The organism is Roseovarius sp. YIN77 (assembly GCF_057219155.1).
Genome location: NZ_JBXVVI010000002.1, coordinates 1 through 26,696 on the forward strand (window position 1 = coordinate 1; position 26,696 = coordinate 26,696).

Here is a 26,696-nt window from a genome sequence, read left to right on the forward strand (position 1 = left end):
GTCTTTGCCGATCACACTCTGCATATCATCACCACTTGTCAGGCGGGCCCAATGGCCCATCGCACGGCAGAGGCCTTTGCCAAGCAAGGTTTTGCGAATGTGAACTGGATCAAAGGTGGCACCCAGGCCTGGTTCGACGCCGGGTATGAAACTGTTCGGTGAAGATCCATTGACTTCCCTCGCCAGGAAACTGGCGGGGGACAAGACGCACGTCCACAATGAGAATTCTTATGGAGAAAAAAACAATGTTAAACTCAAGTGTTGAAAATCAAATCGCCAATTCTGTTCTGGATACAATCGGAAATACGCCGATCATTCGTTTGAACAACATTGGTCCTGATCACGTCGAAATCTTCGTCAAATCTGAGGCATTCAATCCTGGCGGATCGATCAAAGATCGCTTGGCGGTTAGCGTCATTGAGCGTGCTGAGCGCGAAGGCCGCCTAAAACCCGGTCAGACCGTTATTGAAGCGACTTCGGGAAATACCGGCATCGGATTGGCCATGGTTTGTGCTGCAAAGGGGTATCCGTTCGTGGCAACCATGCATGATGGATTTTCGATTGAGCGACGGAAGTTGATGCGTTTTTTTGGTGCAAAAGTAGTGCTGACCCCTAAGGAAGAAAAAGGCTTCGGAATGTACAACAAAGCCAAGGAACTTGCTGAAAAGAACGGTTGGTTTCTTGCCCGTCAATTTGAGACCGATGCAAATGCAGATATTCATGCTGAAACGACCGCTCAAGAGATTATTGCAAGCTTCGAAGGAAAGCAACTGGACTACCTGTTTGCTGGGTATGGGACCGGTGGAACCATCACAGGCATTGGCAGGGTTCTAAGGCAAGTGAGATCTGATGTTCAAATCATGTTAACCGAACCCGCCAACGCCCCGGTGATCGCATCTGATCGTCCAACGCCCCGAAATGACGATGGTTCACCAGCCAAAAGCCATGAAGCCTTTGAACCACACCCAATCCAAGGCGTGACACCTGATTTTGTCCCGCTCGTCTTGCAGGAGGCAGTGGATGGCAAATACTTTGATCGGGTTGTTCCGGTAACCGGTTCGGATGCCATCGAGGTCACCAAGTTGCTGGCCAGAAAAGAGGGTATATTCGTTGGGATATCTAGCGGTGCAGCGCTTGCAGGGGCTCTCGAGGTTGCCAAAAACGCGCCAGCAGGAACGGTAATGCTCGTTATATTACCCGACACCGGCGAGAGATATCTCTCTTCTCCTCTGTTTGAAGGCATTCCAGAGAATATGTCTGAGGAAGAGTTTGAGCTTTCTCAGTCCTGACGCATCTCAAACGAAAATTACTAACTTCAAAATCCCGGCTCCAACACACCGGACTCCCGTGCAGGGGTCTGCAGGATGCCCGCGTCACCTGCGTTCAATGCTCACCAATCCAAAGGAGAAACAAGAAATGCTACCTCAAATAATCAAACCAAGATTCTTCGACACTTTATCTAATATGACTGGTCGATATGTGACGCCAACTCCATACCACAAGGCAACTGGACTCACTGCAGAAGTCTATAAACAAGTCATTGAAGAGTTCTTCATCAATGGGCCGCTAACGACACATGCTGTTTGCCCTCCAGTTCTTGCAGGCGTGTGGATGGCAGAGCGCGAGATAATGCTTACAGATCAGTTTTTGACTCGTGAGGACAAAGAAGCTCTTGGCGTAACAATTTCACAGGTAAACGAGTGTACTTACTGTGAAGATTTGCTCAACAGTGTTGTTTATGGATCAGAGCAAGGAGAGCTTGCCGAGCAGCTTCGTTATCATCAGCATAGTGAAATAAATGATACAGTAACGCGGGATCTTCATATTTGGGCGTTGAATAGCTACGATGCAAACAGCGATGTTCTTCGCAATCCCCCCTTTAATAAACAGAACGCGCCAGAGGTCATTGGTACAGCTTTTATGTTCAATTACTTCAATCGTTACGTGAAAGTATTTTTCGCGGGCACACCTCTTAAGTCGCCGTTCTCGTCAAATGCGGTCAAGTCGGCATTGTATCGCCTGACAGGATTGGAGCTGCGAGAATCTGTAACGCGGCGTCTCAGACCCGGTCGGTCACTTGATTTTCTGCCAAACGCACCACTACCAGAAGACCTGAAATGGGCCGAACCTAATCAGTTCATTGCGGCTGCAGTGTCACGTATGGCAAATGCCATAGATGGAGCCGCGAAGGATTATATCTCGCTGGAAGTACGTGAACGCGTTGAGAACGAAGTTTCTCAATGGCGAGGTGAACCAATGGGGCTAAGCCGTGCTTGGCTGGAGCCAAAGGTTAAGGGCTTGAACGAGGCTGATGCTGCAGCATCAAGTTTGGCTCTGCTCACTGCCCTGTCACCTTCACAGATGAGCGATGATGTGATCACCAATTTCATGAGATACCATTCGGGAGATGAAAAGTTGGTAATGACAGTTGCGTGGGCAGCGTTCACGGCCGCCAAGCGTATCGCCAGTTGGCTTTCCGATCAAAGTGGGCTCTTTGATCACAGTTTGTCTGAAAATGCAGCTTAACGCTTAAGTGGATCTTCTCAATAGCTCCGTGGGGATGAAGGGATTGAACATATCCGAGTCTCTAGAAGTAGCTGACTAAAGAATGGTGTTATTTTTATTGCAATGACTACCGGAAAACGGATGGATGTTGAAAGGCGGACAGGTGACTGACCAAGGTTGCCATCCCCGGTCATTGGAAAGCCCGCCAAAATCCATTCACTCAAAAGTGACGTGACAGTTGGAGCGATAGATGGCTGTCATTCTCAAATCGCTGAGCTGGATCAGTTGGGTCATCCTGAAAAAAGATTTGGCCCACTGCTTCGATTGACCAGTTTTCTCCCAATCGCCGTTCAGCCTCAATTCGCAATGCGGTCGGCCCGGTTTCAAAATCGCTCAACAATCCCGCAAGAATTGAGGTGTCAGCAGTGTCATTGAACGCCAATCGAGCTCCGAGAAATACATCGTTGTTATAGATCGCTGGGAACACCGTGTCATCACGCCCATCATGCGTAAGTTCAGTGATTAGGCCAAGATCCATACTACCGCCACCTATCTGATAGCGTGTGTATTCAAACCCGGCTACGGCCGCCCCAAAGGTGCTGCCTTGGCCTTGGCGCACTAACGCTTCGAGTTTCCAGAGCCATGCATCTTTGGTGTATTGAAGGTCAATTCCGGCCTGGGTGATCATCGGATAGTGTGGGATCAGTGCGTCCCCACCACCATTCATCGTCAGCGTAGGTTCACGGCTTGTCCCATGAAACACATGCAGGCCGATATCCACATCATCGATGTAGTGTGAATAACGCAAAGCAACATCAATGTGGTCCTGGCCTTCGCTACTCTCAAATGTCGCTGCATTCTCATCCACGGGAATGGCGGGCCGCAATCGGCCTTTCTCCCCAGAAAGGTTGCGCTCGCGGAATCCGGGCATCAGGAACAGATCAAACCGGCCTATGTTGGTTTCCCGCCCAATTTGCAGCATTTGTTGGCCGAGATAATCCTCTTCATCGACATCTTCGACACTGTCGATTTGGTTGATCACATTCACCAGATGGCGGGATTCGGTAACGCCCCAGAAAACACGATTTACCCCGGCAAGTATGTCCCAGTCGCCGTTGGAGTATCGATAGAACGCCTCTCGTATATCAGCATGGCTCCTTTCGTCAACTTCGCTGTCTTCGCGCAAGAAACCGATAAAGTTCAGCTGATGCTGCCCGTCATCACTGCGCCACTTTATTTCCGGGGTCAGCGCAAAAGAATACTGCCAATCGTCCAGTTGACTAGGATATGCGGGCGACTCTGCGAAATATCGCGCTTCGACAGATATCTCTCCGCCGAAATCCAACTCACCTGCCGCTGCCGAAGAAGTTGCCACTAAGCAGAGCAAGGCTCCGGCGCCAAAGCGCCGAATTCTTGGTTTTGTCAAACTAAAGTCAGTCATTTTCTTGTTCCTAACTCAGGCGGTCGAGCGCGGACTTTATAAAGTCGCGATCCCGCAGGCCGATACCGAACTGAAACTCTCCAAAGCGAAGTTCGGTGCTTTTTCCAGTTTGATGATTGACCATCTTCTGGACCAGCGGGCGCCAGAACTTACCGTTGTACAGTTTGTAGTTCTCGAAGGTCTGCGTTTTCAAAAGTGCGCCACGACGATCGTAGTATTCCAGTTTGCGCGGCTGATGATGGGTCTGATCCACCCATCCAACTTGCCGGGCGTAGCCGGAACTCGCATAGCGTGGGCGCCGTTCCACAACATCGCAAGTGAAGGAGCCACATTTCTCTGCTCCCAGCCAGGTATATTCATACTTGTTAAGCTCCTGACCGGTGATGTCTTCAAACGCGAATTCGGAGCCGACGAATGGACCGGACTTGTTGGCCGATGAAATCCTCTTTGTCCGTTTAAGGGCAGGCAGATAAAGCCACTGATTGTCGGGTTGCAAAATCTGGGCATGCGACAGCAACGCGGTTCCGTCGATATCCCTCGGCGAGGAAAACAGGATCAGGCTTTTGTCACCGACGTTTTCATCCGGCAGCTCCAGCGTGGTAATTTCCAAAGTTCGAGTTGCCGATTGACCGCTCGCGTTCCGCAAAACCATTTGCAACGTTACCCGACTGTCGCGAAACCCACGATCTGACCGGTCTGCCTGGGCAGCGACCTCGTAGCCCCTCGCCGCAGCATCTTGTGCGTTGACCGGAACTATCGGCAGCACAGCCGCCATGACGGCAATTGCGGTTGCAAATTTAAGCGCTCTGGATTTGATAAGATTGAACATCAGTCTTTCCTTTCATGTGTTTAGGGTTGGTACGAATTAGAAGAAGGGCGGGCAGCAGGATGAAATCCACGACCAGCGCAACAAGGATTGCCAGCGCTGTCAGTACGCCCATTTCAGCGGTGATCTTGAACGAGGACAGCGCCAAGACGGCAAAGCCCAGGGACAAGATCATCGCATTTGCAGCGACCGCTGCACCGACCGTATTCAGCGCATAGCGGACCGCATCTGTTGGGTTCAGCTCTTTTTCCAACCGGGCGCGCCGGTATTTGGTCAAGAGGTGGACCGTGTTGTCTACGATGATGCCCAGAGAAGTCGCCGAAACGGTTGCGGCGGCGGTTCCGACTTGGCCGACAAGAATCGCCCAGATGCCAAATGTCATTGCCAAAGGCGCAAGGTTGGGTACAAGGCTGAGCATTCCCAATCCGACAGACCGCAGGGCGCCCATCATCACCAGCGCGATCAGACCAACGGCCACGATATTGCCGCCAATCATGTCTGAGATATTGCGCTCAGAGATGAAGGAGAACAGATAGGTCGCCCCGGTGGCATATTCCTGAGTATCCGGTGACCGGTTGTCCCACCATTCTTCAACCTTGGTCAGGAACTCACGGGTTTCACGCGTGGAGATTTTCGATAGCGTGACCGTGACGCGCGTTGCTGATTTGTCGATGTCGATACGATCATTGGTGTCCAAACCAAATGGCAGCGACAGCTCATACAGCAGCAGATATTGCGCGGCGAGTTCGCGAGACTCGGGGATAGCAAAGTGGTCGGCCTCTTCATCGTGCATATTGCGATTGAGGCGTTTGATGATGTCGGAATAGGCGTAGACATGCGCGACCTCTGGTTGGCTCCGCAACCACGTTGCAAAGGCCTCCAGATTTTGGAGGTACTTCGGGTCACTGATCGCACCAACCTCACTCGCCGGAACAGCATATTCCAGAGTGTAGAGACCGGTCAGGTGCTCCATTGCGAAATCAGCGTCGTTCCGAAATTCAACGCGATGGTCAAAATAGTCGATCCACTGATCATTGAGATCGATCGTTGGAATGAATGCAGCCAACACACCGATGGTGAGCACGGAAACCACGAGCGCCCGCCGGACATTGGCGATAACCCATTCCCCGACCTTATTGATCAATTTCTGCATCGGCCCCGAACCACCAATTTCTCGAGCGCGGACATTTAGGGGTACCAACGACAGAAACGCTGGGAAAAAGGTCAAGGATAGGAACCAAGCAGCAGCGATGCCTACCGCAGCGATATTGCCAAGCGCATTGAACGGAGGCGCATCAGAGAAATTCAGCGCTAGGAAGCCGATTATGGTCGTCACGCTGGTAATCGTGACTGCCAAAAAATTGACCCGCACAGCTTCGCGAATGGCGGAATGCCTGTCATCTCCCTGCCGCATACGCTGTACCACAGTCAGCAAGATGTGGATTGAATCTGCAATCGCCAATGTCATGATGACTACCGGGGCGCTGCCGGAAAATGGTGACATGGTGATCCCGATCCAACCAGCAAACCCCATTGCAGCCACAGTCGAATTAATAATGACGAAAACGGTTCCTAGTGTCCCGAGATAAGTGCGAACGATAAGCCAAGAGATCAGTACGAGCACCAGAAACATCGGTCCAAACAATGTCATCGCATCATTGACCGTAGCCTCGGCGAAGGCATCGTTTAGGGCTGTTACACCGGTTACTGCAATTTCAATCGACGGATACTGAAGTTCGAATTCTGCAGCCAATTCGCGAGCAAAGGTCATGGACTCCGGAACTTCTGTTAGACCGATGTCGGGAAAAGTGAGAGTGACATTGACGCCGGTCGCTCCCGCGTCCGTGGCTATCAGTCGACCAGAAAGTAGTGGTTCCTCAAGCGCGATTTGAACTGATTGCTCTGCGTCCTGCTGCGACATAGATGCGGCGCCAGAGACCAGATCTTCAACGATCAAGTCATCGTCCAATCCAACTGTGTGTTGGAAATTGCTGATTGAATCGACGCGGGTGTTGTAGGGAATTCCCCAAGCCCGGTCGGTCAGCTCTTCGACAGCCAGCAGAATCGTAGGATCCGCAACATTGCCATCCTTTGGCTTAAGAACAAATAGGATATTGTCCGCCCGGGTAAATGTGGCCTCAAAATCTTCTAGCGCATTAAGGTCCGGGTTCTGATCGCTAAAGAAGACGCGATAGTTGGTTGAGACATCCAACTTTGTCAATCCAGCTGCAAACACCGCGACCACAACCAACGAGAACAAGACTGTTGCCCATCGAAATCTTAAAACAACGTCGACCCATCGCACTGCGAACCGGTCGATTGCCGAGGTAATACTCCGTCGCCCAATATAAGAACGATCATTCTCCTTATAGGGTGAGTATTTTTGTGTTGTGATTTGTTTTGTCATTGTTATCTCCAGAATGAGAACGATTGTTCTCCAATCAATCAAAAAAAATCACTTCATGCGCGATGTGATTTCTTTCAGGGCGGTTTCCGTGAATTGTTTAATGATTGCGCTGTCCGTTTGGGCATGGGCCATCAATTGCAATGACTGCAAGACACCCAGATAGTAGATTCCGAGCTTGTGAGAATCTACTTCATCCAACCCAGCTTTTAGGAAACCTCCTTTCAACAACTCGATCATGAAGTTGAGATAGCTGTTATAGGCATCGCGGATCTTACTGTTTCGGATCATTTCGTCGGCGGCGGTATTCGCCATAAAGCATCCCTGCACCAACTGGCCGCTTGCTGCGAGGTCTGAAAGCCAAAGCATCATTTTGTGTATATCGCCGAGTGAGACCTCGTCTTTTTGGAGTGTTCCGAACATCATTGGGATACGGGTTTTGCAATAATGTTTGAGCGCTGCAAGAAACAACGCTTCCTTATCGCCAAACACCGTATACAAACCCTTACGGCTGACGCCGGTCCGGGCGACGAGATCATCATAGCTCGTCTCGGCAAAACCTTTTTGCCAGAATACGTTCATTGCCGCATCCAGTGCTTCATCAGGCTCAAATGTACGTGTCCGTGGCATTTGCCATTGCTCCATAAGAGAATAATTGTTCTCTTATATGATTTCGTGAATGAACTGTCAAGCAACAAGGAGGTCAGCGGATCACAAAGGCAAATAGATTGCTTTCACGCGGGCCCCCCAAATTGTATTTTCTCCCGCTCCTTGACGCCTACGCGCCCGTCCCATGAATCCACACTCGCATTGGGCGGAGTAGCTCAGATGGCGAATGCCGTGCTCCAAAACATTTCCGCTATCGCTATACGACAAATTCCCAGTTGAGAGGTGAATTGGGCTTTTGTCTGGTCAAATTCACGGCTTGATATAGTATTTGCTTGGATAGAGATCCGATTATTCTAAAGGCTAATTGCCATCAGCGACGACAATCCAAAAACACTGTCTATCATGACAATCACCGCGTTGCTGCTCGCCTCAGCGCAAGCGCCTTTGGGCTCAACGCTGATTGCAGTAGCATTGCCGTCCATCGGAAAGAGTATCTCGGTTGATCTCGTTTTTATTACCAGCTTACTTGTGACCGGGTACTTGGTCGTCAGCGTGATTTGTCAGAGCCCAGCAGGCAAGATCAGTGATATCGTAGGCCACCCCCGCTTTTTGAAAATTGGAATATCCATATACACGATTGGTGCGTTAGTTGGTTTTGTCGCGCAAGGAATGTCGCAATTGGTTCTGTCGCGATGCGTTATGGCTATGGCAGGTGCGATTGTTATTCCCGCAACACTCGCGTTGCTCCGATTGCATTCCCCAGCACAAAAGCGAGGTAAAATATTTGGTTTATTCGGTGCAACAATGGGGATTGCGGCGGCAGGAGGACCAGCATTAGGAGGTGAAATCGTTAACTTGTTCGGATGGCGGGCAATTTTTCTGGCCAATATTCCGTTTCTCGTCTTGGCATCATTCCTGCTTTACAAATATCCAATTCCTGTCGCCAAGGAGATAGTAAGAGAGAACAGGCTGAACAATATTCGCTCTCTTGACTTTGTAGGGTTTTTCTTTCTGGCGATATCTTTGACATTGTTGATAATTTCCAGTGAGTTGGCTGGTGGGATGCGAGTTGCAACCTTTGTAATCTCAGCATTGGTGGGGTTCGGTTTTGTTTGGTGGGAAAGAAGAGCAAGACAACCGATGTTGGACCCAAGCTTGTTTGCTTATCCTGCATTCGCAGCAGGAACAGCGATCATTGCGTTACAAAACTTCGCAATGTACGGATTGCTTTTTGAGCTTCCACAGTATTTCACAACTTTTCGTCCATCTTCCCCACGCGATGTTGGTTATATGCTGTTTGTAATGATGGTCGGAATGGTCGTTGCTTCACCAATCGGTGGTCAGTTAACCGATCGTCTTGGCGCCCGAAGCGCTGCTTTGATCGGTGTTTCACCATTGCTGATCGGAATCTTGCTTATGTGGCGACTTAGCGAATTCAACGCCCCACATGACGCATTGTTGCCTCTTCTGATATTTGGTTTGGGAATGGGGCTTTGTGGCGCTCCGGCTCAGTCGGCCTCAATGTCTGTTATCGCACCAGAGCAAGCCGGGATGGCTGCTGGGGCAAGTTCAACAATGCGTTACATGGGCAGTATCACCAGCATATTGGTCATGGGCGTAGTTCTGGGTGATGATGCTACGGTAAGTATTTGGCGCCACCTTGTCATGATCAAGCTTTTTACTCTTATGATTGTGTTATCCGCATTTGCAAGTACCCGGCTGCCCGCTCGAATTCTTCATTAGATCTTTGGATTTCATTTATGATCTTTCCTTTGTCGTATTGTTGACCGGCAAAAACATAGAAAATTGACAGATGGTTAGCGCGTGCTAACCTGCTTGGTGTCTTCAAAAAATAGTAAACAGGTTTTTGACGAACCCGGGGGGCTCACAATGGACAATACGTTATCAGCGACATCATTGAAATTTGAAGCACCTGGACCTGGCAGTTGGACAACCGACAACGTCCATATGCCAAAGCCATGGTCTCGTGCGCATATTGAAATATTTGTTCCCAATATCGCAAAGGGCTTTGTTGAGACTGCTAGACGATATGGTTTTCTGATGGATGCTGTGGAGTACAAGTTCATTCATGGTTTTGGATATTCTACCGTAAAGCCAGCAGCAGATGACGAAATTCCTGCCCGGTTTGAAGCAGCGCAAAGAGCTTTTGAAGGCAAACTTTGGCGAGATGACTTGGCGCGTTGGGACAATGAAGTCAAACCGGCAGCGATTAAGGCTCACAAAGAATTGCAATCTGTCGAACCCGACGCTCTGTCTGATGAGGAGTTGCAGGCTTACATTCAAACCTGTCGTGATCATCTGGGCCGGATGATCAAGCAGCATCACCAGTTCAATGGGGCTGCTCTGGTTCCAGTTGGCGATTTCATTGCCCATGTTTCATCATGGACCGATCATCCCGTTGGAGATTATCTCGCCCTCACAAGGGGTGAAGCTCCCGAGTCCGCTGGTTCATTTTCAGAGTTGGATAGTCTGGTAACCGCCATTCGCGACGACAAGAATGCATCCGAGATATTGACGTCTTCTCTGGTCAGTGCAGTCAAGTTGGCCAAACTTTGTGATCGTTCTGGTGCTGTTGGCGAGGCAATGCAGGCGTATCTCGACATCGTAGCCAACAGGTTGCTCGACAGCCTCGATACCGGAGAGCGCAGAGTGATCGAAGCGCCGGATGTTTTGATCAACGGCATCCGTAATGCAGTCGAACAAGGACCGCCGGCGGCAAGCCAATCTTCTGATGAAGAAGTATCGCAATTGCGCAGCAAAATTCCGACAGAACATCATGATACATTTGACCAACTTTTGGCGGAGACACGCCATATGTCAAAAATGCGTGACGAACGTGGATTGTATAGCGATGTTTGGGCCGCTGGAATCTATAGACGCGCGTTAATCTCTGCAGGCGAACGACTGGTTGCCAAGGGCCTTATCGAAAAAGCGGAGCATCTGGTTGAGGCAGACTTTGAGGAACTCACTCAACTTATTACGACTGGCCAAGGACCAACGGGAGAAGAGTTGGCGACACGCGCGTTATTCAGAGCAAACAACAAGGTATCCGACGCACCCCCATTTTTAGGTGATCCTCCATCTCCACCACCACCGCTAGACGGATTGCCTCCAGCAACAGAACGAATGATGAAAGCCATCGGTGCTGCTGTAAATGCCCTGTTTCAGGAAAGCGAAGCAAAGAGCGAGGAGAAAGTAATTCGGGGAACTGGTGCAAGCCCAGGTTCATATACAGGAACCGCTCGTGTCATAGCTGGGCCTGATGACTTTGGTCTAATTGAGAAGGGTGATGTCCTTGTCACCCCAACGACCACAGAAGCCTTTAACATCGTTATTCCAATGTTGGGTGCAATTGTCACTAACTCTGGCGGACTATTGTCCCATGCAGCAATTGTCAGTCGAGAGTTTGGGATCCCGGGAGTAGTAGGAACGCGAAATGCCACGGACCTGATCCCAGATGGAACGAGGGTTACGGTTGATGGTGCAACAGGTGAAGTTCGGTTGCTCCAATGAGTTTGCTGCCTTTGCGCAATGCCGGAGATGCTCTTAGATTTGGAGGCAAAGCCGCACAACTTGCAAAGGCCTTGGCCTCAGATTTGCCAGTCCCCGATGGTATTGCATTGTCTTATGAATTCGTGGATTCCATTATCGAAGGAGACAAGATCGCGATAACGCAATTGAGCGATGAGTGCGCTTCGATTGCGGGTCCGTTCGCAGTACGTTCATCCGCGATTGGTGAAGATGGCGCAGCAGCAAGTTTCGCCGGCCAACACACGACAATATTGAATGTCGTTGATACGCGCTCTGTACTGCATGCAGTCAGATCTGTATGGGAGTCCGGCCGATCAGAATCGGCCATCGCCTATCGCACTCGGATGGGTACCGCCATGGACGTGCAAATCGGGGTGGTCATCCAGAAACAAATTCTGGCAGATGTTTCAGGCGTGTTGTTTAGCCGAAACCCAATGACCGGGGATGCTGAACTATTGATAGAGGCGAGTTGGGGGTTGGGCGAAGCGATTGTTCAGGGGCTGGTTATCCCAGACAGGTTTCGTGTCAGCCTCGATGGCAACGTCTTGGAACAACGCACCGGCGTCAAAGATATCGCGATTAAGCCGGATGGAGCTGGCAATGTACAACAAGTCCCAGTCTCATCTGACTTGGTGGAAACGCTTTGCCTTGATGCAACGAAGCTGAACGCTCTTCGAGAACTGGTTTTTCTTTGCGACGAAGTTTTTGGAAAGACACCCCATGACATTGAATGGGCAATTCAGAACGATCAACTCTTTCTATTGCAGCGCCGACCAATAACAGGTCTCTCGTGATAGAAACTTGAAACACTCGCATTGAAATCTCGTATGGGGTTGCCGGAGATAACAAGATCGGGTTCACCCACCACTTTCCCCCTTGACGCCTCCCTTACCCTCCCATAAATCCACACTCGGTTTGGCGGAGTAGCTCAGGTGGTTAGAGCAGCGGAATCATAATCCGCGTGTCGGGGGTTCAAGTCCCTCCTCCGCTACCAAATCCCTCTTTCAGTTTCGATTAGGCTTGCCAGTAGTCGGCCCATTCTGTTCGATAGGTATTTATTGATGGTCGAGATGAAGAGGATTCCTTTTGACCGGTCGATGCTGTATTTGAAAATTTTTACCCAAATTTGATTTGAAACCCTTATTGATCTTATCCGGGCAACAAAATTGTGGTCACGAATGGGTAAAACTATGTTCAAATTGCGGCACAATTTATCAACTAATTGATTTCAATTGCAAATATTTGCCGTAGCCGTGACTTGTACGAAAAGACAGGTTCGACCAACCCGCCCTGTGCTGCAAGTTGAATTTAGTTAACGCGTATCAGAGTAACGATTGGAAAACAGAATGAAACTTACAACAAATTCCGGGTTGGATACCTGCAAAGGCATCTTTGGCTTATACCACGCAGAACTGGCCATTGGCCTCTTAACGGCCTCTTTGATCACCATGGTTTGCTGTGTTGCTGCGACCGGGTCTGTTGGTGAAAATATCATCTATGACGTGAATTTGATTTCGGGACTGCCAAACTAGCCCCGAAACTCTCATCCGTTGCCGTTTAGCCGATCCCAAATTTTAAAACAGTAACGATTGGCGGCTCACTGCCGTGAAAATCTGTACCCGCTATTCAAGTATTATTAACAAGTTCCAGAGGTAACCCAATGACATACGAGCTTTCAATTTTTATGCTATTTATGTTTGCTGCAATTTTTATCTGGACTGCGGTTCGGCTGATGCGGAGTTTTTGGTTGCTAAAAGAAGACAAACAAGACGTTGCCCAGTTCGACGCTGCTCTCAAAAAGATGATGACACGTCACGCCGCAGAACAAGATGAGGATGCTTCATTTGCGGACGTGTTTGTTGGTCGGCTGAACTGAGGAAGTCAAAATCTGTGGGGAAGCCGGGTGGTACTCCCTAGGGGAATCGAACCCCTCTTTCCAGGTTGAAAACCTGGCGTCCTAACCGATAGACGAAGGGAGCACCGTTCGGTGAGCGGGTATTTAGCGTTAGAGAGCGGAACGCACAAGAGATAAAATGGAAAATTTCTAGGCTACCCTCAAAATATTTCCGGGCCAGATCTTAGGCGATTGCCGCGTCTTCCAATCGCAGTTGGGCTTTGCTGCGCCCGCCCCAATCATTCAGCTCCAGGCGGCCCGACAAATGAAACAGCTGACCACCGTGATCCATCAGCGTTGATCCAATCGTGGTGTCAAAGGCGCCGAATGCGATCGCATCAACACGTGGGCCATTTGCCTCCCCAAAACTCAGCTTCAAGTGCGACTCGCCAACACGTTTGGCAAAATGTATGCGCTGATTTGCAAAGGCAAAACGCGGGGCAGGGGCGCCTGCGCCAAATGGTCCGGCGGAGTCGATCATCGTGATCAATTCAGGTGTGGCTGCACTAGGCATCAACAGGGAATCGAGGCGTAGATCAGCAGGCCCCGCATGACCGGCACCTTGGCGGGCTAGCATTTCTGAGAGACGTTTCATCGCGGGGAGTAAGCTCTCACGGCTGACAGTCAGCCCAGCCGCCATTTTATGCCCACCGCCCTTGGTCAACAACCCTTCTGATGCCAGCATCTGGATGGATGCCCCCAGATCGATCCCGGCAATGGAACGACCGGATCCTTTGCCCTCGTTGCCATCAAAGCCAATGACGACCGCGGGTCGACCGGTTGCCTCTTTCAGACGGGAGGCCACGATTCCGACCACGCCCGGATGCCAGCCATCACCCGCCGCCCAGATCAGGGGGGCGTCAAATCCTCTTTCCTCGGCTTGTGCCATGGCCGCATCGCGCACGTGGTTTTCGATCTCTCGGCGCTCAGAATTCAGCTGGTCCAGGTGTTCTGCCAGTGCAGCGGCCTCGTTATCATATTCGGTGATCAACAGACGGGCCCCCAGATCGGCCTTGCCAATTCGTCCACCTGCGTTGACACGAGGTCCCAACAGAAAGCCGAGGTGATAGGCCGCTGGTGCTGAATTCATCCTTGAAACATCTGCCAACGCACGCAAACCGGGGCGGGCGCGGCGTGACATCACCTTCAACCCCTGCCGGACTAGGGCGCGATTGACCCCGATCAAAGGTGCGACATCGGCAACGGTCGCCAGCGCAACCAGATCCAGCATAGCCAACAGATCGGGGCCATTTTCCCCGGCTTCACGCAGCTGACGCCCAGCCTCGACCAACATCAGAAACACCACCCCTGCGGCGCAGAGATGGGCAAGCGTTCCATCCTCGTCCTGCCGGTTGGGGTTAACCACCGCCAAAGCGTCGGGCAAGGATTCGCCGCCAAGATGGTGATCCAGAACCACAACATCGGTACTGCCCGCGGCAGCGATTGGATCATGAGACAGGGTGCCACAATCCACGCAAACGATCAGGTCATGATCGTACGCCAGCATTGCCATTGCCTCTTCGTTGGGGCCATAGCCCTCATCAATCCGGTCGGGGATATAGAGCGTTGCCTGATGGCCCATCTGACGCAGCCAGCAGATCAGCAGAGCCGCCGATGATCCACCGTCAACATCGTAGTCGGCAAATACCGCGATGCGTTCGCGATTTCTGCAAGCTTTCAGAAACCGCTCTGCCGCAACCTGCATATCTTTTAGCGACCGGGGGTCGGGCAACAAGTCACGTAGCTGCGGCGTCAGATATGGGTGTGCTTCGTCAGCTGATACGCCAAGCCTGACCAACGTCCGACACAGAGGGATAGGGAGTTCGGTGGACTGTGCCATTGCATCGGCCAACCGGTTTTGATTGTCATCGGGTCCGACCCACCGGCGCCCGGTGAGCGAACTGGAAACATCCAAAAAACCCATGCCTGGATCAGCCGCGTGGCGTGCGATAGCTCATCCGCCGAACAGAGCCGGTTTTGGATCGCATCAGCAATGTTTCGGTTGTCAGCCAACCAATCTCTCGCTTGATGCCTTTCAGCAGTGATCCGTCGGTTACACCGGTTGCGGCAAAAATGACGTCTCCGGCAACCATATCATCCCGATTATAGATACGGTTCAAATCCGTGATGCCCGCCTTGGCAGCGCGGGCTTTTTCATCGTCGTTTCGGAACAACAGGCGCCCTTGGATTTGCCCGCCCATGCATTTCAGGGCGGCAGCGGCCAATACGCCCTCGGGTGCACCGCCGGTGCCCATATACATATCGATATTGGTGGTGGAAGGGTCAGCACAATGCATCACGCCAGCGACATCGCCATCCGTAATCAGGCGAATTGCTGCGCCGGTGGAACGAACCTCTTCGATGATGTCCTCGTGTCTGGGGCGTTCGAGAATACATACGGTGATGCCGCTTGGGTCGCATCCCTTCTCTGTTGCCAGTGCCGACACACGTGTGGCGGCTGGCATGTCCAGGCTGACGATGCCTTCGGGGTAGCCCGGTCCAATGGCGAGCTTTTCCATATAGACATCGGGGGCATGCAACATAGAACCCCGTGGCCCCATTGCGATGACCGTTAGGGCGTTTGGCATGTCTTTGGCGGTGAGGGTGGTGCCCTCCAGCGGGTCCAGCGCGATGTCGACGCCGGGGCCGTCGCCTGTACCAACTTCTTCGCCAATGTAAAGCATCGGCGCCTCGTCGCGTTCGCCCTCGCCGATGACGACAACACCGGCGATATCCAGCAAGTTTAGCTGTTCGCGCATGGCGTTGACCGCAGCCTGATCAGCGGCCTTTTCATCCCCGCGACCGACAAGTGGGGCAGAGGCAATCGCCGCGGCCTCTGATACCCTGGCCAACCCCAAAGAAAGCATGCGATCCTGAAAATCCTGCTGTGTCGCCATTATGTGCCCCTATCAGTTTGCCCGCCGCGCCATGCGGCTGGGTGAGAATAAAGTTTAAACGTTTTCGATCCGTATCGCCACAGGATCATTTTCCAAGACGCCGGTTTTGCCCAATCCGGACAAGGCCTGTTCCAACGCGTCACGGGTGATTTTGTGGGTAACAATCAAGACCGGCGCGATGGGGGTGTCATGGCCATATTGGCGCATGCGGTCGATCGATATGCCAGCCTCTCCCAACACGCTTGCAATTTTTGCCAACGCACCGGGTTTATCCTGTAGTTCCAGACGCAGGTAGTACGGCGCCGGCGCCGACGAACGTGCAGGTTTTGCTTTGGCCAAAGTTGTGGCCGGTTGGCCGAACGTCGAAATGCGGAAGCCGCGTGCAATATCCAAGACATCCGACATCACTGCGCTGGCGGTAGGCCCTTCGCCGGCGCCGGGACCACGCAGAACAATCTGCTCGACGGCGTCAGCCTCCAGCACAACCATATTGGTGCCACCTTCCAGCTGTCCAAGCGGAGAATTTGATGGCACCAAACAAGGCGACATGCGCTGTTCGAGCCCGCGGGGGGTCAATTGCGACACGCCCAGAAGTTTGATGCGATACCCCATATCCGCGGCGTGATGGATGTCATCGATGGAGATCCTGTCGATGCCTTCCAGTTCCATTTCGTCGAACGCGACCTGCGTGCCAAAAGCGATCGAAGAGAGCAGCGCCAGTTTGTGCCCTGCATCAATGCCCCCCACATCCAGGGTAGGGTCAGCCTCTAGATATCCAAGTTTATTGGCCTCTTCGAACACTTCCTCGTAGGGCAATCCGGCGTTTTCCATCCGGGTCAGGATATAGTTGCAGGTGCCGTTCATAACCCCCATCACACGGGTCGTCTCATTGCCTGCCAATCCTTCGGTCAGCGCCTTGATCACCGGAATGCCACCGGCAACGGCGGCCTCGAACCGGATCACGCGCCCATTGGCTTCGGCCAGCTCAGCGAGAGTTTGTCCATGCATGGCCAGCATGGCTTTGTTCGCGGTGACAACATCTTTGCCAGCTTTCAGAGCGGCCTCGGTTGCGGCTTTTGCCGGACCATCGCTGCCACCCATCAGTTCGACAAACACATCCACATCATCGCGGGTGGCCAATGCAACGGGATCATCTTCCCACGCATAATCTGACAGGTTTACCCCACGATCTTTGGTCCGACTGCGTGCACTTATTGCAGTTATGACAACGGGTCGCCCGGTGCGAACCGCCAAAAGATTGGCCTTTTGCCGTACGATTTTAACGACGCCAGCGCCGACGGTGCCCAATCCGGCGATACCAAGGCGAAGGGGTGTAGACATGAAGGCTCTCCATCAGAGGGGTGATTGTGAGCTGTGTTAGCGGGATTCCCTGAAAGGTTCAATCGTCGCTCATTCGGTACCGTCAACTTCATCCAGAAGCAGTGCAGGATCGTCTTCTTCTGTCTGAGTATTGCGCAGCGCATTGGCCCGGGCTTGCATGCGATCCACACGAACTAGCAGGTCGTCATCTTGTGTTGATGTCGCTGCCGACGACGCGTTCAGTGCCGTCAGTTCCTCATGTGTGAGAAGGGACGGATAGGGGCCGACATCCTCTGGTTCACTCACCTGGTCGTCAAGCCCAGGAATAGGGGAACAGGCGGTCAGAAAACTCCATATCAAGACCAGGACAAATGGTTGCCGCATCATGCTCTCCGATTGCTGTGATTCAGGTTTACACTGTGTTGAACACCGATCACAAGCAGTAGGAGGTGGGGATTTTCCCTTTGATATGAACGGGTGTTCATATATCCGTATTTCCATGGCACGCAAAACTGGATCCCACGCCGAAACCACCCGCCCACGTATCCGTGCAGCAGCCTTGCGGTTGTTTGCGCAAAAAGGCTATGCCGCAGTTTCTATGCGAAAAATTGCATCTGAAGTTGGTTTGCAGGCCGGGGCGCTCTACCTGTACACACCCGACAAGCAGACCCTGCTTTATGAACTGATGGAGGAACATCTAACTGACCTGATTGCGGCCTGGGATACCGTTGAGGTGGGCCGAGATCCGGCTAGCCGGTTGGAAGCGTTCGCCCGGTTTCACATTGCCTTCAACATTGAACGACCGGATGCCGTCTTTATCGCCTATATGGAATTGCGAAACCTTAATCCCGAGAACTTTGCCAAAATCGCCGCGCTGCGCGGCCGCTACGAGGCAATTCTGACGGAGATTTTGGCAGACGGGCAACAGGCAGGCCTGTTTGATGTGACCGACACGAAATTGTCGGCGATGGCGATCATTGCAATGTTGACCGGTGTTAACACCTGGTACAAATCCGATGGGCGACTAAGCCGTGCACAGGTTGAGACCGTGTATTGGGACATGGTCCGAAAATCGGTGATGTTACCCAGTAAATAAAGGGGCGAGGGGCGCCGCCCCTCTTGGCCGTTGGCCAATTCACCCCGAGGTATTTTTGGCGAAAGGAAGGGCGCGTTAACGTTTTGGCAAGACCCAATTGGCGCGTGGGAAGTGGCAGGTATAGCCATTCGGGACACGTTCCAGGTAATCCTGATGCTCTGGTTCTGCGTCCCAGAAATCACCAACGGGTTCGACCTCTGTCACCACTTTGCCGGGCCAGAGGCCAGAGGCCTCGACATCGGCGATGGTGTTTTCTGCTTCTGCCTTTTGGGCGTCATCGACGTAGTAGATGGCGGATCGATAAGACATGCCGCGATCATTTCCCTGACGGTCCGGCGTGGTTGGGTCATGGATCTGGAAGAAGAACTCCAACAGGCGGCGATAGCTGATCTGCGAAGGGTCGTAAATGATTTCAATGCCTTCGGCATGGGTACCATGGTTGCGATAGGTGGCATTTGGAATGTCCCCGCCGGTGTACCCCACACGGGTGGAGATCACGCCGGGAAGTTTGCGGATCAGATCCTGCATACCCCAAAAACAGCCGCCTGCCAGAACTGCGCGATCTTGTGTCATGCGTTTGTTTCCTTCTCAAACAGATGCAGATAGTCACCGTAACCCATTGATTCCAAATCCTCTATCGGGATGAATCGCAGGGAGGCAGAGTTGATACAATAGCGCAGCCCGCCCAGTTCGCGTGGGCCGTCGGGGAAGACGTGGCCCAGATGGCTGTCGCCGTGAGTGGAGCGGACTTCGGTGCGGGTCATACCGTGGGTTATATCGCTTAACTCGTTGATATTGTTTCCCTCTACTGGCTTGGCGAAGCTGGGCCAGCCGCAGCCGCTGTCAAATTTGTCCATCGAGGTAAAGAGCGGTTCCCCAGAGACGATATCGACATAGAGCCCCACGCCCTTGAATCCGTCAAATTCACCGGTAAAGGGGCGTTCGGTGCCATTTTCTTGTGTGATTCTATACTGTTCGGGGGACAGGCGGGCGATGGCGTCAGGGTCTTTGTGATAGCGGGTCATAGGCGTCTCCTGTGCTGCGGTGTCCGCAGGTAAATGGGTAACCTGTGCCGGATTTCCAGCACCTTACAAGCAATCGTGAGCCACTGAAACATGCGCAGGAAAATGCGCCAAAATGCGCAAAACCAGCGGGCTGCATCGCGGCTGCATAACGTCGGTATTACGTCGGTGCGACAAAAATGGGATCAAATGGCGATTACCGGCCATATTGGGCATAGATATATCCCCCCGCTGCGGCGATCGCGGCAATTGCCAACGCGGCCGCCGCTAGTTTCAAGGCGGACCAAGGGCGTTCGCCCTGCACCCGTCCGGTCTGGCCATTGACGACAAAGCGATAAGTTTGGCCCTGATATTTGTAGGCGGCGAGCCAAACCGGCAATAGGATGTGTTTAAAGGTGACGTCACTGATCCGGGTGTCGATATTGTGCACCCGTTGTTCATCGCCGCCGATGTCAAACTTCACGTCGCGCAGGATGACCTTGTCCATGTGATGACGTGCTTCGCGATAGCCATCTTCGAGGCCCACGGTATAGGCCTCTGCCCGAAAGCCCGCCAGATATTCGGGCTGGTAAGGTTCCATCTGTGACAGGTCCCACGGCAGGAGCGCATCTGTGTGGCTTTTGGGCAGAGAGGTCGAGGCCAAGACAAGCACATCGTCAAAAAACCGCGCGACGCGACCAGACACGGATCGCCAGCGGATTTTGCGAACCCTGACGGTTTTGCTTTTGCCATCCCGGCGGACTGTTCGGGTGTCATAGTAAACCGTGCCGCGCTGGCCGCTGTACTGGCTGCGCGTATCTGCATCAAAGGTCCAGTAGGGGGCATAGATGCCCTGCATCCGGCGGCCTTTTCGGGCGTATTCCTGCAGGCCTGACGGGGCGAACCACAGGCTGCCCAGCCAGTTGTTCATGGCATCGCGTGCGGCATTTTCGGTCAGATCAAAGGGGATCACACCCCGGGGTTTGATCTGGCGATGCACCCCGGTGCCGCTGACCACGGGTGTGGCACAGAACGGGCATTCGGTGGCGTGTTCTTCCTCTGCCCGTTCGAACTGCGCGCTGCAATTGGGGCAGGACAGCAGACGGGTATCGACCATTTCCGACGCGGGCAGGGCGGTATTGATGGCATCCTGATAGTCAAGTTCCCGCAGATCTGGCAGGTGGCGAGGTTCTGTGTCCAGAACCTCTTGTTGCCCGCAATGATCACAGATCAACCGATCTTGTCCCGGTGCAAAGCGCAGGTCAGACCCGCAGGTCTGGCAGGGGAAGTGATTGTCTGTGGTCGGGTCGGTCATGGGTTACAGATACTTGTGCAGGACTTTCGGCACCATGATCCTGAGCGCGTTGTCTTTCAACCGGAAATGCCGCCAAATGTGAAATGCGCCATGGGCCCCGATCACGATTATAAGCGCGTCAAAGATAATCTCGTGCAGCTCCGCCGCCAGATCATGCAAGGTTTCAAAGCCGATGCCGGGATTGATCGGGATCACGTCAAAAGCCTGAATGGCAAAGGGGGCCAAGAGCCCGGCCATGGCCCCGCTGGCCACCATCACCGGCAGACCGAGATACAGCGCCTTGTGCATGAGAGGGTGCAGACGTTTGGCCCAGCCCGGGAGCTTGGGCCCGGCGCGGCTGGCCAGCCCTTTGCGCAGATACATGGCGAACCAGATGGCGGTGACCACGGCCAAGAGAAGGCCAAAGCCTGCGTGGGTGGACAGCGCGCCGCCGGGGTCGACGCGGCTTTCGCCCGGTTCGACCAGAAAGAAATAGGTGATCAGTCCAAAGCTGAGCCAATGCAGCCATTTGATAATGCTTCTCCGGGTCATTCGCACCTCCTGATTGATGGGTGTGCGACATGTGCAAACCCATCATCGGAGTTTCCATTGGACTTTGGTTTATTTCGCTGTTTTTCCTCAGCTTTCCGGTGGCGGGGGCGGCAAAACGGTAAAGAGCTGTGCCAGTTCGTCAACCTCGCCCGCGTGTTTCCATCCATCCAGCCCTGCTGTCCAGACATAGGTGTCGCGAGTGACGCCGCCATGGGCCGCCATCCGGCCAAGGGCGGCGCGGGAATACGGCCCCTTGGTTTCGCCACCTTCGGCGATGTGCCAGACCTTTTCCACCGGTGGCGGTGGGGGTGTGACGGCCCCGGCAGTGGGGCGTGCGCCCCATGGGCCCGATTGTGCCATCTGTTGTGCCATCGCAATGCCCATGCCTGCGCCTAGGCCTGCACCCATGGCACCGCTGGTCTCGCCCCCCTGACGCAGGGCTTCGGCTGCGGCGTATTGCATATGGGCGTCGAGATCGCCGGTCAGCCCGCGCGAGGTGCGAGTGTCCAGCGCGGCCTCGACGGCAGGCGGGAGGGAAATGTTTTCGATGTAAAGTTCCGGGATGGTCAGGCCATATTCGGCCAGAACCGGGCTGATCGCGCCGGCGACAAGCTTGCCCAGATCAGCGGTGTTGGCGGCCATGTCCAAAACCGGAATGCCTGACGATGCAATCACCCGGGAAAATTCCTGCACGATGATATTGCGGATCTGATAGCTGATTTCGTCCATGGTGAATTCGCCATCGGTGCCGACGATTTCTGTTAGGAACCGTGCAGGATCGGTGACGCGCACGGCATAGGTGCCGTAGGAGCGTACGCGGACAGGGCCGAATTCAGGGTCGCGCAGAATGATCGGGTTTTTGGTGCCCCATTTCAGATCATTGAACCGGGTGGTGTTGACGAAGTAGATTTCGGACTTGAAGGGGCTTTTGAAGCCGTGATCCCAATGCTGGAGCGTCGTCAGGATCGGCATGTTGTTGGTTTCCAGCATGTAAAGGCCGGGGGTGAAAGTGTCGGCCAGCTGGCCCTCATGAACGAAAACTGCGGATTGCCCTTCGCGCACGGTCAGTTTGGCGCCGTACTTGATCTCATGCGCCTCGCGCTCAAAGCGCCAGACCATCGTGTCGCGCGTGTCATCGACCCAGTGGATGACGTCGATGAACTCACCTGTCAGAAAATCGAGAATACCCATTCAAACCTCCGTTTAATCGTCAAACTTTGTCGGGCAGCAGTTCGCTGGCCATGATTTCTATGATCGGGCGGGCCTGATCCGCGTTCATGCCGGGGTGCAGGCGCGGATCGTAAAGCATCTGCAGTAACATTTCGTCATGGGGGGTCAGGCGGCCAAACTCTTCGTTATCATTAAAGATCGACGGACGCGCATAGCGGCTGTCATTTGGCAGGCCTAAACCTTGGGCGAGCTCTTCGTGCAGGCATTGCGTGGTCAGGTGCGGCGGGTGTTCGGCGCGGATGACGGCAAAGGCTACATCATAGGCGTTTGAGGCATTGCGGCCCGATATGGTGACCAGACGGCAGAAGATCTGGCGTGGCAGATCGGTGATGGCGCGAAGGTCGCTGTCAGACAGGCGCGGATCAATTGAGGTGAGCGTGGGGGCAAGCGCCTGACGTTCGTCCTCATCGACGATCAGAATGTGAAAATTCGCCTGTGATGACGAGGTCACAACCGGATGCCCGGTCGCGCGACTGAGTTGGCGGGTATAGCGGCGCAGCTCTGTGCTGACCGCGCGGCGCCTGTCCTCCGTCACTTGCGCGCCGAAATAGAGCGCGACCCGGACCGGTTGGGACCAGCGATGCAGGGCAGTTTCCGTTTCTGATCGAATGTACCGGCCAGAGGCGGTGCGGCGATATTCAGTAAAAAATCCGATCTTGATGAAGTTTTCGACCAGATCGCGCCTGGAATAACGCACATCCGGCCCGCCACCATCAGTGCGCAAGAGACCCTGGGCCAACAATTCGGCCTCTGCGCTTGCATAGTAATCAGCAAGAGCGGCGCTTTGCGCGCTTTGAATAGGTTCTTGGGGTGCAGTCGGGGGCTGCGGGTCAGAGGGGGGCGGACCAGACAGGCCGCCGGGTTCACACCCGGCAAGGAGCGCGATGCCGAGCCCCATGGCCATCCATTTTGCTGGTCCTGCCCGCACGCCTAGTTAGGGACCGATGTGCCGGCAGTGTCACCGACACCATCACCGCGCGCCTTGGCGGCGGTAAGCGTTGATTTCAGGTCTTCTTCCATCTTTTGCAATTCGACCTCTGCCTCTGCCCGGCGGGCTTTGCCCTGATCGGCGATGGCGAGGCTTTCCTCGATCGTGGCGATCAGATCAGAGTTTGCCTGCTTGACCGCATTGATGTCAAAGACACCGCGTTCCATTTCCTCGCGCACCACTTTGTTGGCTTCGCGCAGGTTCTTGGCATTGGCGGTCAAGAGCTCATTGGTCAGATCATTGGCCTCGCGCACGGCTTCTGCGGCCTCGCGCGAACGCTGAATGGTGACCGCCTGCGCCAACTGGGTTTCCCACAGGGGTACGGTGTTGACCAAGGTCGAGTTGATTTTGGTGACCAGTGATTTGTCATTTTCCTGCACCAGTCGAATCGAGGGCAGGGACTGCATGGTCACCTGACGGGTCAGTTTCAGATCGTGCACCCGGCGTTCCAGATCGTCACGGGCAGCACGCAGATCGCGCAGTTCCTGCGCTTTCAGGACTTGCTGTTCCTCTGGGGCGGCATCAACTTCTGCCGCTTTGGCGGGGATGATGTCGGCATCCAGCACCCGCAGCTTTTCCTCGCCCGCGGCAATATAGATCGCCAGTTCATCGTAGAAATTCAGCGTCTTGTCGTAGAGCTGATCGAGCGATTTGATGTCTTTCAAGAGCGTATGTTCATGGGCCAGTAGGTTATCGGTAATCTTGTCGATCTGACCTTGAACAGATTCAAACCGCGCCACGAAATTGGCAAAGGGTGCGGCGCGGCCCAGAAGGCGTTCCCACCAGCTGCGTTTGCGGCGCACGTCCAGTTCGGTGACCGAAAAACCGCGAATGGTGGTGACGATATCGCGCAGGCTGTCGCCCGCTGGGCCCACATCCTTGTTGCGCACATCTGACAACATCGCTTGGCTGATCTGCTGCAACTCTTCCTGCGCGGCAGAGCCGAAATGAATGATGGAACTGGTGTCCGACATGTCCAGTTCATCCATCCGCTTGCGAATTTCTGCGGCAACGGGTTCATCGGCCTGATCCAGAACGATCAGTTCGGTCGACGGGCTGGCAAGCTCTACCGCTGTGACCTCTTGGATCGCGGCGATGGTGCTTTCGGCTTTCGCGCGTGTGGTTTCAGACATGGATATCCTCCGTTACCAGGTATTAAATCAGCCTTTTGTCAGGCCGTCACGTTCAAGTCGTTCGCGCAGCACATCAATTTCCACATCCAGATCGGCGTGGTCATCCTGCAATAGCTGCCGGGTTTTTTCAGCGAAGCCCTGTTCCAGATCAGACAAGAGGGCGATGTATTTGCCGCGCGCCGCGTGTGATGGACCGCGATTTTCGAGATCGGCGTATTTCAACGTCGCGTCGCGCGCGGCCGTCAGGTAGACGCCCAGAAACTTGCGCGCGGCGGTCAGGTCGCGCGGGTCGGATTCGACCGTTCGGAACATGTCGCGGGCGGTGGTTTGAAACCGCGTGACCTCTGCCAGTAGGGGTCGATCACCCAAAGGCGCGATCAGGTCGGACATCTGGGTCAGGTGGCTTTCGGCCTGATCCACGGCGCGGGCAACGCGGTCGGCCTGAAACATGTCGATGCCTTCGGCACCCTTGTCGCGCATCGGATCAGGCCCAAAGGCGAAAAAGTGCAGGCCAGCGCCGAGCGCAGCAAAGAGGATGGGGGCAATCAATCCGCCGGTGGTGGCAAGCCCGGCGAGGCCAAGGCCAACACCCATCAACGCGCTGCCAAACAGTTTACGGGGAATGGCGGGACGTCGGGCAATGCGGCGCGCCTCATAAGCTTCTTGCGCGATCAAGCCGCTGCGGGTGAGCCATGCGGAAAATATTAACAGGCCGAAGGCAACAATCAGCATTGCCATCTGGGTTGGTGCCTCGGCAAAGGCGCGCGCAACCAAAGGGAACGGGGCGAGGAACAGAAAATTCACACGTCCACCGGCGCGGGTGCGTTTGGCATTTTTGAACTCTTGGGCAGAAGATTGCCGAGCAGGGGTTTCCTCGCCCGGGCTGTGGGGCCCCGAATACCGCTGCGCCATTAGCTGCCCCCCGAGGCGGCAACGTACACAATTAATGCAAGCAGCATGAAAAAAGCCAGTTTTTGCAGGCCCTTATCGCTCATCCCTCTCCCCGGTTGGTAGGTTTTTCTGTCCTGAGATCAAATATAGGTGATCAGCCCGGCGCGATCCAGCATTCGTCTAGGGGGAATAATCGCTGTTCTGTAACACGTCGGTATCCGATCGGTATCGCGGCGGTGCTATTTTCGTGAAGGACGGCGGCGAACGGGTTTGGGTTTTGGCGCCTCGCCCAGCCCCAGCTGATCACGTACGACGCGCTGTTTCAGCTCCTCCACCTCACCCGATTTCAGTTGGCCCAGTTGAAACGGGCCATAGCTGATGCGGATCAGTCGGTTCACTTCTAGCCCGATATGTTCCATGGCGCGGCGAATTTCGCGGTTTTTGCCCTCGCGCAACGATACGGTCAGCCAGGCATTGGCGCCCTGTTGCCGATCCAACGTCACGGTCATCGGTTGGAAACGTTCACCTTCGATCGTGACGCCCTTGCGCAGGGGCTCCAGCGTTGCCTCCTCTGGGGTGCCTTTGACCCGCACTCGGTAGCGGCGCAGCCAACCGGTGGAGGGCAATTCCATGCGACGTTTGATTTCGCCGTCATTGGTGAGAATCAACAAGCCTTCGGAGTTGATGTCCAATCGCCCGACGCTCATCACGCGGGGCATGGTTTCGGGCAGGACGTCAAAAATCGTCTGCCGCCCCTTTTCGTCGCGTGCTGTGGTCACCAGCCCGGTGGGCTTGTGAAACAGCCACAGGCGCGGCGGGTCAGGTTCGGCAATGGGTTTGCCATCGACCTTGATCTGATCACTGGATGTGACGTTCAGGGCAGGGCTGTCGATCTTCTTGCCATTCACCGATACGCGGCCAGCCTCGATCATGCGCTCCGCCTCGCGGCGCGAGGCGATGCCGGCACGCGACAGAACTTTGGCGATGCGGTCGCCTTTGGGGGTGTCATTGGTCATGGTGGGGCTCTACCCGCTTCGGGGCGAAAGGAAAAGGGGCTTGGCAA

General features: G+C 54.0%; 26 protein-coding genes and 2 tRNA genes. 10 read left to right on the forward strand and 18 right to left on the reverse strand.

The window, feature by feature from the left end; genetic code table 11:
- The first annotated feature begins 18 nt into the window (after positions 1–18).
- From AC2D8P_RS03740 to AC2D8P_RS03750, 3 genes are all read left to right on the forward strand, one after another.
- The gene (locus AC2D8P_RS03740; RefSeq protein WP_484701099.1) at positions 19–162 is read left to right on the forward strand and encodes a rhodanese-like domain-containing protein; all 144 of its coding nucleotides are present in this window, start codon (positions 19–21) and stop codon (positions 160–162) included.
- Positions 163–230: 68 nt separating this feature from the next.
- The gene (cysK, locus tag AC2D8P_RS03745; RefSeq protein WP_484700611.1) at positions 231–1,289 is read left to right on the forward strand and encodes a cysteine synthase A; all 1,059 of its coding nucleotides are present in this window, start codon (positions 231–233) and stop codon (positions 1,287–1,289) included.
- Complete coding sequence (locus tag AC2D8P_RS03750; protein WP_484700613.1) at positions 1,270–2,526, forward strand: carboxymuconolactone decarboxylase family protein; 1,257 nt, start codon at positions 1,270–1,272, stop codon at positions 2,524–2,526. Before cysK ends, AC2D8P_RS03750 begins: the two co-directional genes overlap by 20 nt.
- A 199-nt stretch (positions 2,527–2,725) precedes the next feature.
- Here the strand turns inward: AC2D8P_RS03750 and AC2D8P_RS03755 are convergent, their stop codons facing one another.
- The 4 genes from AC2D8P_RS03755 to AC2D8P_RS03770 all read right to left on the reverse strand — a co-directional run bounded on the left by AC2D8P_RS03755 (position 2,726) and on the right by AC2D8P_RS03770 (position 7,806).
- Complete coding sequence (locus tag AC2D8P_RS03755) at positions 2,726–3,946, reverse strand: hypothetical protein (RefSeq protein WP_484700615.1); 1,221 nt, start codon at positions 3,944–3,946, stop codon at positions 2,726–2,728.
- A gap of 10 nt (positions 3,947–3,956) precedes the next feature.
- Positions 3,957–4,775, reverse strand: coding sequence for an outer membrane lipoprotein-sorting protein (locus AC2D8P_RS03760; protein WP_484700617.1), 819 nt, complete (start codon positions 4,773–4,775; stop codon positions 3,957–3,959).
- On the reverse strand, positions 4,744–7,032 hold the full coding sequence (locus AC2D8P_RS03765) for an efflux RND transporter permease subunit (protein WP_484700619.1): 2,289 nt from the start codon (positions 7,030–7,032) through the stop codon (positions 4,744–4,746). Before AC2D8P_RS03765 ends, AC2D8P_RS03760 begins: the two co-directional genes overlap by 32 nt.
- Positions 7,033–7,227: 195 nt before the next feature.
- Complete coding sequence (locus AC2D8P_RS03770) at positions 7,228–7,806, reverse strand: TetR/AcrR family transcriptional regulator (RefSeq protein WP_484700621.1); 579 nt, start codon at positions 7,804–7,806, stop codon at positions 7,228–7,230.
- A gap of 381 nt (positions 7,807–8,187) precedes the next feature.
- Between AC2D8P_RS03770 and AC2D8P_RS03775 the strand changes: the two genes are divergently transcribed.
- The 6 genes from AC2D8P_RS03775 to AC2D8P_RS03800 all read left to right on the forward strand — a co-directional run bounded on the left by AC2D8P_RS03775 (position 8,188) and on the right by AC2D8P_RS03800 (position 13,213).
- Positions 8,188–9,528, forward strand: coding sequence for an MFS transporter (locus AC2D8P_RS03775; protein WP_484700623.1), 1,341 nt, complete (start codon positions 8,188–8,190; stop codon positions 9,526–9,528).
- A 147-nt stretch (positions 9,529–9,675) separates the two neighbouring features.
- Complete coding sequence (locus tag AC2D8P_RS03780) at positions 9,676–11,319, forward strand: PEP-utilizing enzyme (protein WP_484700624.1); 1,644 nt, start codon at positions 9,676–9,678, stop codon at positions 11,317–11,319.
- Positions 11,320–11,330: 11 nt separating this feature from the next.
- Complete coding sequence (locus tag AC2D8P_RS03785; protein WP_484700625.1) at positions 11,331–12,131, forward strand: PEP/pyruvate-binding domain-containing protein; 801 nt, start codon at positions 11,331–11,333, stop codon at positions 12,129–12,131.
- A gap of 123 nt (positions 12,132–12,254) precedes the next feature.
- Positions 12,255–12,331: transfer RNA gene (locus AC2D8P_RS03790), tRNA-Met, on the forward strand.
- A 352-nt stretch (positions 12,332–12,683) separates the two neighbouring features.
- Positions 12,684–12,869, forward strand: coding sequence for a hypothetical protein (locus tag AC2D8P_RS03795; protein ID WP_484700627.1), 186 nt, complete (start codon positions 12,684–12,686; stop codon positions 12,867–12,869).
- Between the two features lie 128 nt (positions 12,870–12,997).
- The gene (locus AC2D8P_RS03800) at positions 12,998–13,213 is read left to right on the forward strand and encodes a hypothetical protein (protein ID WP_484700628.1); all 216 of its coding nucleotides are present in this window, start codon (positions 12,998–13,000) and stop codon (positions 13,211–13,213) included.
- A 28-nt stretch (positions 13,214–13,241) separates the two neighbouring features.
- On the opposite strand, the gene AC2D8P_RS03805 is transcribed toward AC2D8P_RS03800, so the two are convergent.
- The 5 genes from AC2D8P_RS03805 to AC2D8P_RS03825 all read right to left on the reverse strand — a co-directional run bounded on the left by AC2D8P_RS03805 (position 13,242) and on the right by AC2D8P_RS03825 (position 17,832).
- Positions 13,242–13,316, reverse strand: a tRNA-Glu gene (locus tag AC2D8P_RS03805).
- Between the two features lie 99 nt (positions 13,317–13,415).
- Positions 13,416–15,155 carry a single-stranded-DNA-specific exonuclease RecJ gene (gene recJ, locus AC2D8P_RS03810; protein ID WP_484700630.1) on the reverse strand — a complete coding sequence of 580 codons (1,740 nt, stop codon included), beginning with the start codon at positions 15,153–15,155 and terminating at the stop codon, positions 13,416–13,418.
- 7 nt (positions 15,156–15,162) lie between these two features.
- On the reverse strand, positions 15,163–16,128 hold the full coding sequence (gene glpX / locus AC2D8P_RS03815) for a class II fructose-bisphosphatase (protein ID WP_484700631.1): 966 nt from the start codon (positions 16,126–16,128) through the stop codon (positions 15,163–15,165).
- A gap of 54 nt (positions 16,129–16,182) precedes the next feature.
- On the reverse strand, positions 16,183–17,469 hold the full coding sequence (locus tag AC2D8P_RS03820) for a homoserine dehydrogenase (RefSeq protein WP_484700633.1): 1,287 nt from the start codon (positions 17,467–17,469) through the stop codon (positions 16,183–16,185).
- 69 nt (positions 17,470–17,538) lie between these two features.
- Entirely contained in the window at positions 17,539–17,832 is a 294-nt protein-coding gene (locus AC2D8P_RS03825; protein WP_484700635.1) for a hypothetical protein, read from the reverse strand.
- Positions 17,833–17,947: 115 nt separating this feature from the next.
- On the opposite strand from AC2D8P_RS03825, the gene AC2D8P_RS03830 reads away from it, so the two are divergent.
- Positions 17,948–18,544: a TetR/AcrR family transcriptional regulator gene (locus AC2D8P_RS03830; RefSeq protein ID WP_484700636.1), complete on the forward strand. Its 597-nt coding sequence runs from the start codon at positions 17,948–17,950 to the stop codon at positions 18,542–18,544.
- Between the two features lie 75 nt (positions 18,545–18,619).
- Here AC2D8P_RS03830 and msrA read toward each other — a convergent pair whose 3' ends face one another.
- The 9 genes from msrA to AC2D8P_RS03875 all read right to left on the reverse strand — a co-directional run bounded on the left by msrA (position 18,620) and on the right by AC2D8P_RS03875 (position 26,649).
- On the reverse strand, positions 18,620–19,117 hold the full coding sequence (gene msrA, locus AC2D8P_RS03835; RefSeq protein ID WP_484700638.1) for a peptide-methionine (S)-S-oxide reductase MsrA: 498 nt from the start codon (positions 19,115–19,117) through the stop codon (positions 18,620–18,622).
- Positions 19,114–19,569 carry a peptide-methionine (R)-S-oxide reductase MsrB gene (gene msrB / locus AC2D8P_RS03840; RefSeq protein ID WP_484700639.1) on the reverse strand — a complete coding sequence of 152 codons (456 nt, stop codon included), beginning with the start codon at positions 19,567–19,569 and terminating at the stop codon, positions 19,114–19,116. Before msrB ends, msrA begins: the two co-directional genes overlap by 4 nt.
- A gap of 193 nt (positions 19,570–19,762) precedes the next feature.
- Positions 19,763–20,860, reverse strand: coding sequence for a TFIIB-type zinc ribbon-containing protein (locus AC2D8P_RS03845; protein ID WP_484700641.1), 1,098 nt, complete (start codon positions 20,858–20,860; stop codon positions 19,763–19,765).
- A gap of 3 nt (positions 20,861–20,863) precedes the next feature.
- Positions 20,864–21,391, reverse strand: a complete 528-nt coding sequence (locus AC2D8P_RS03850; protein WP_484700643.1) for a cytochrome b — start codon at positions 21,389–21,391, stop codon at positions 20,864–20,866.
- Positions 21,392–21,478: 87 nt separating this feature from the next.
- A complete protein-coding gene (locus tag AC2D8P_RS03855) occupies positions 21,479–22,582 on the reverse strand; it encodes an SPFH domain-containing protein (protein ID WP_484700645.1) in 1,104 nt (367 codons plus the stop codon).
- Between the two features lie 19 nt (positions 22,583–22,601).
- On the reverse strand, positions 22,602–23,525 hold the full coding sequence (locus AC2D8P_RS03860) for a DUF2927 domain-containing protein (protein ID WP_484700647.1): 924 nt from the start codon (positions 23,523–23,525) through the stop codon (positions 22,602–22,604).
- A gap of 26 nt (positions 23,526–23,551) precedes the next feature.
- Positions 23,552–24,742, reverse strand: coding sequence for a toxic anion resistance protein (locus AC2D8P_RS03865; RefSeq protein WP_484700649.1), 1,191 nt, complete (start codon positions 24,740–24,742; stop codon positions 23,552–23,554).
- Between the two features lie 27 nt (positions 24,743–24,769).
- Positions 24,770–25,654 (reverse strand): 5-bromo-4-chloroindolyl phosphate hydrolysis family protein, encoded by an 885-nt coding sequence (locus AC2D8P_RS03870; RefSeq protein WP_484700651.1) that lies wholly within the window; start codon positions 25,652–25,654, stop codon positions 24,770–24,772.
- A 218-nt stretch (positions 25,655–25,872) separates the two neighbouring features.
- Complete coding sequence (locus tag AC2D8P_RS03875; protein WP_484700653.1) at positions 25,873–26,649, reverse strand: pseudouridine synthase; 777 nt, start codon at positions 26,647–26,649, stop codon at positions 25,873–25,875.
- Positions 26,650–26,696: the final 47 nt, after the last annotated feature.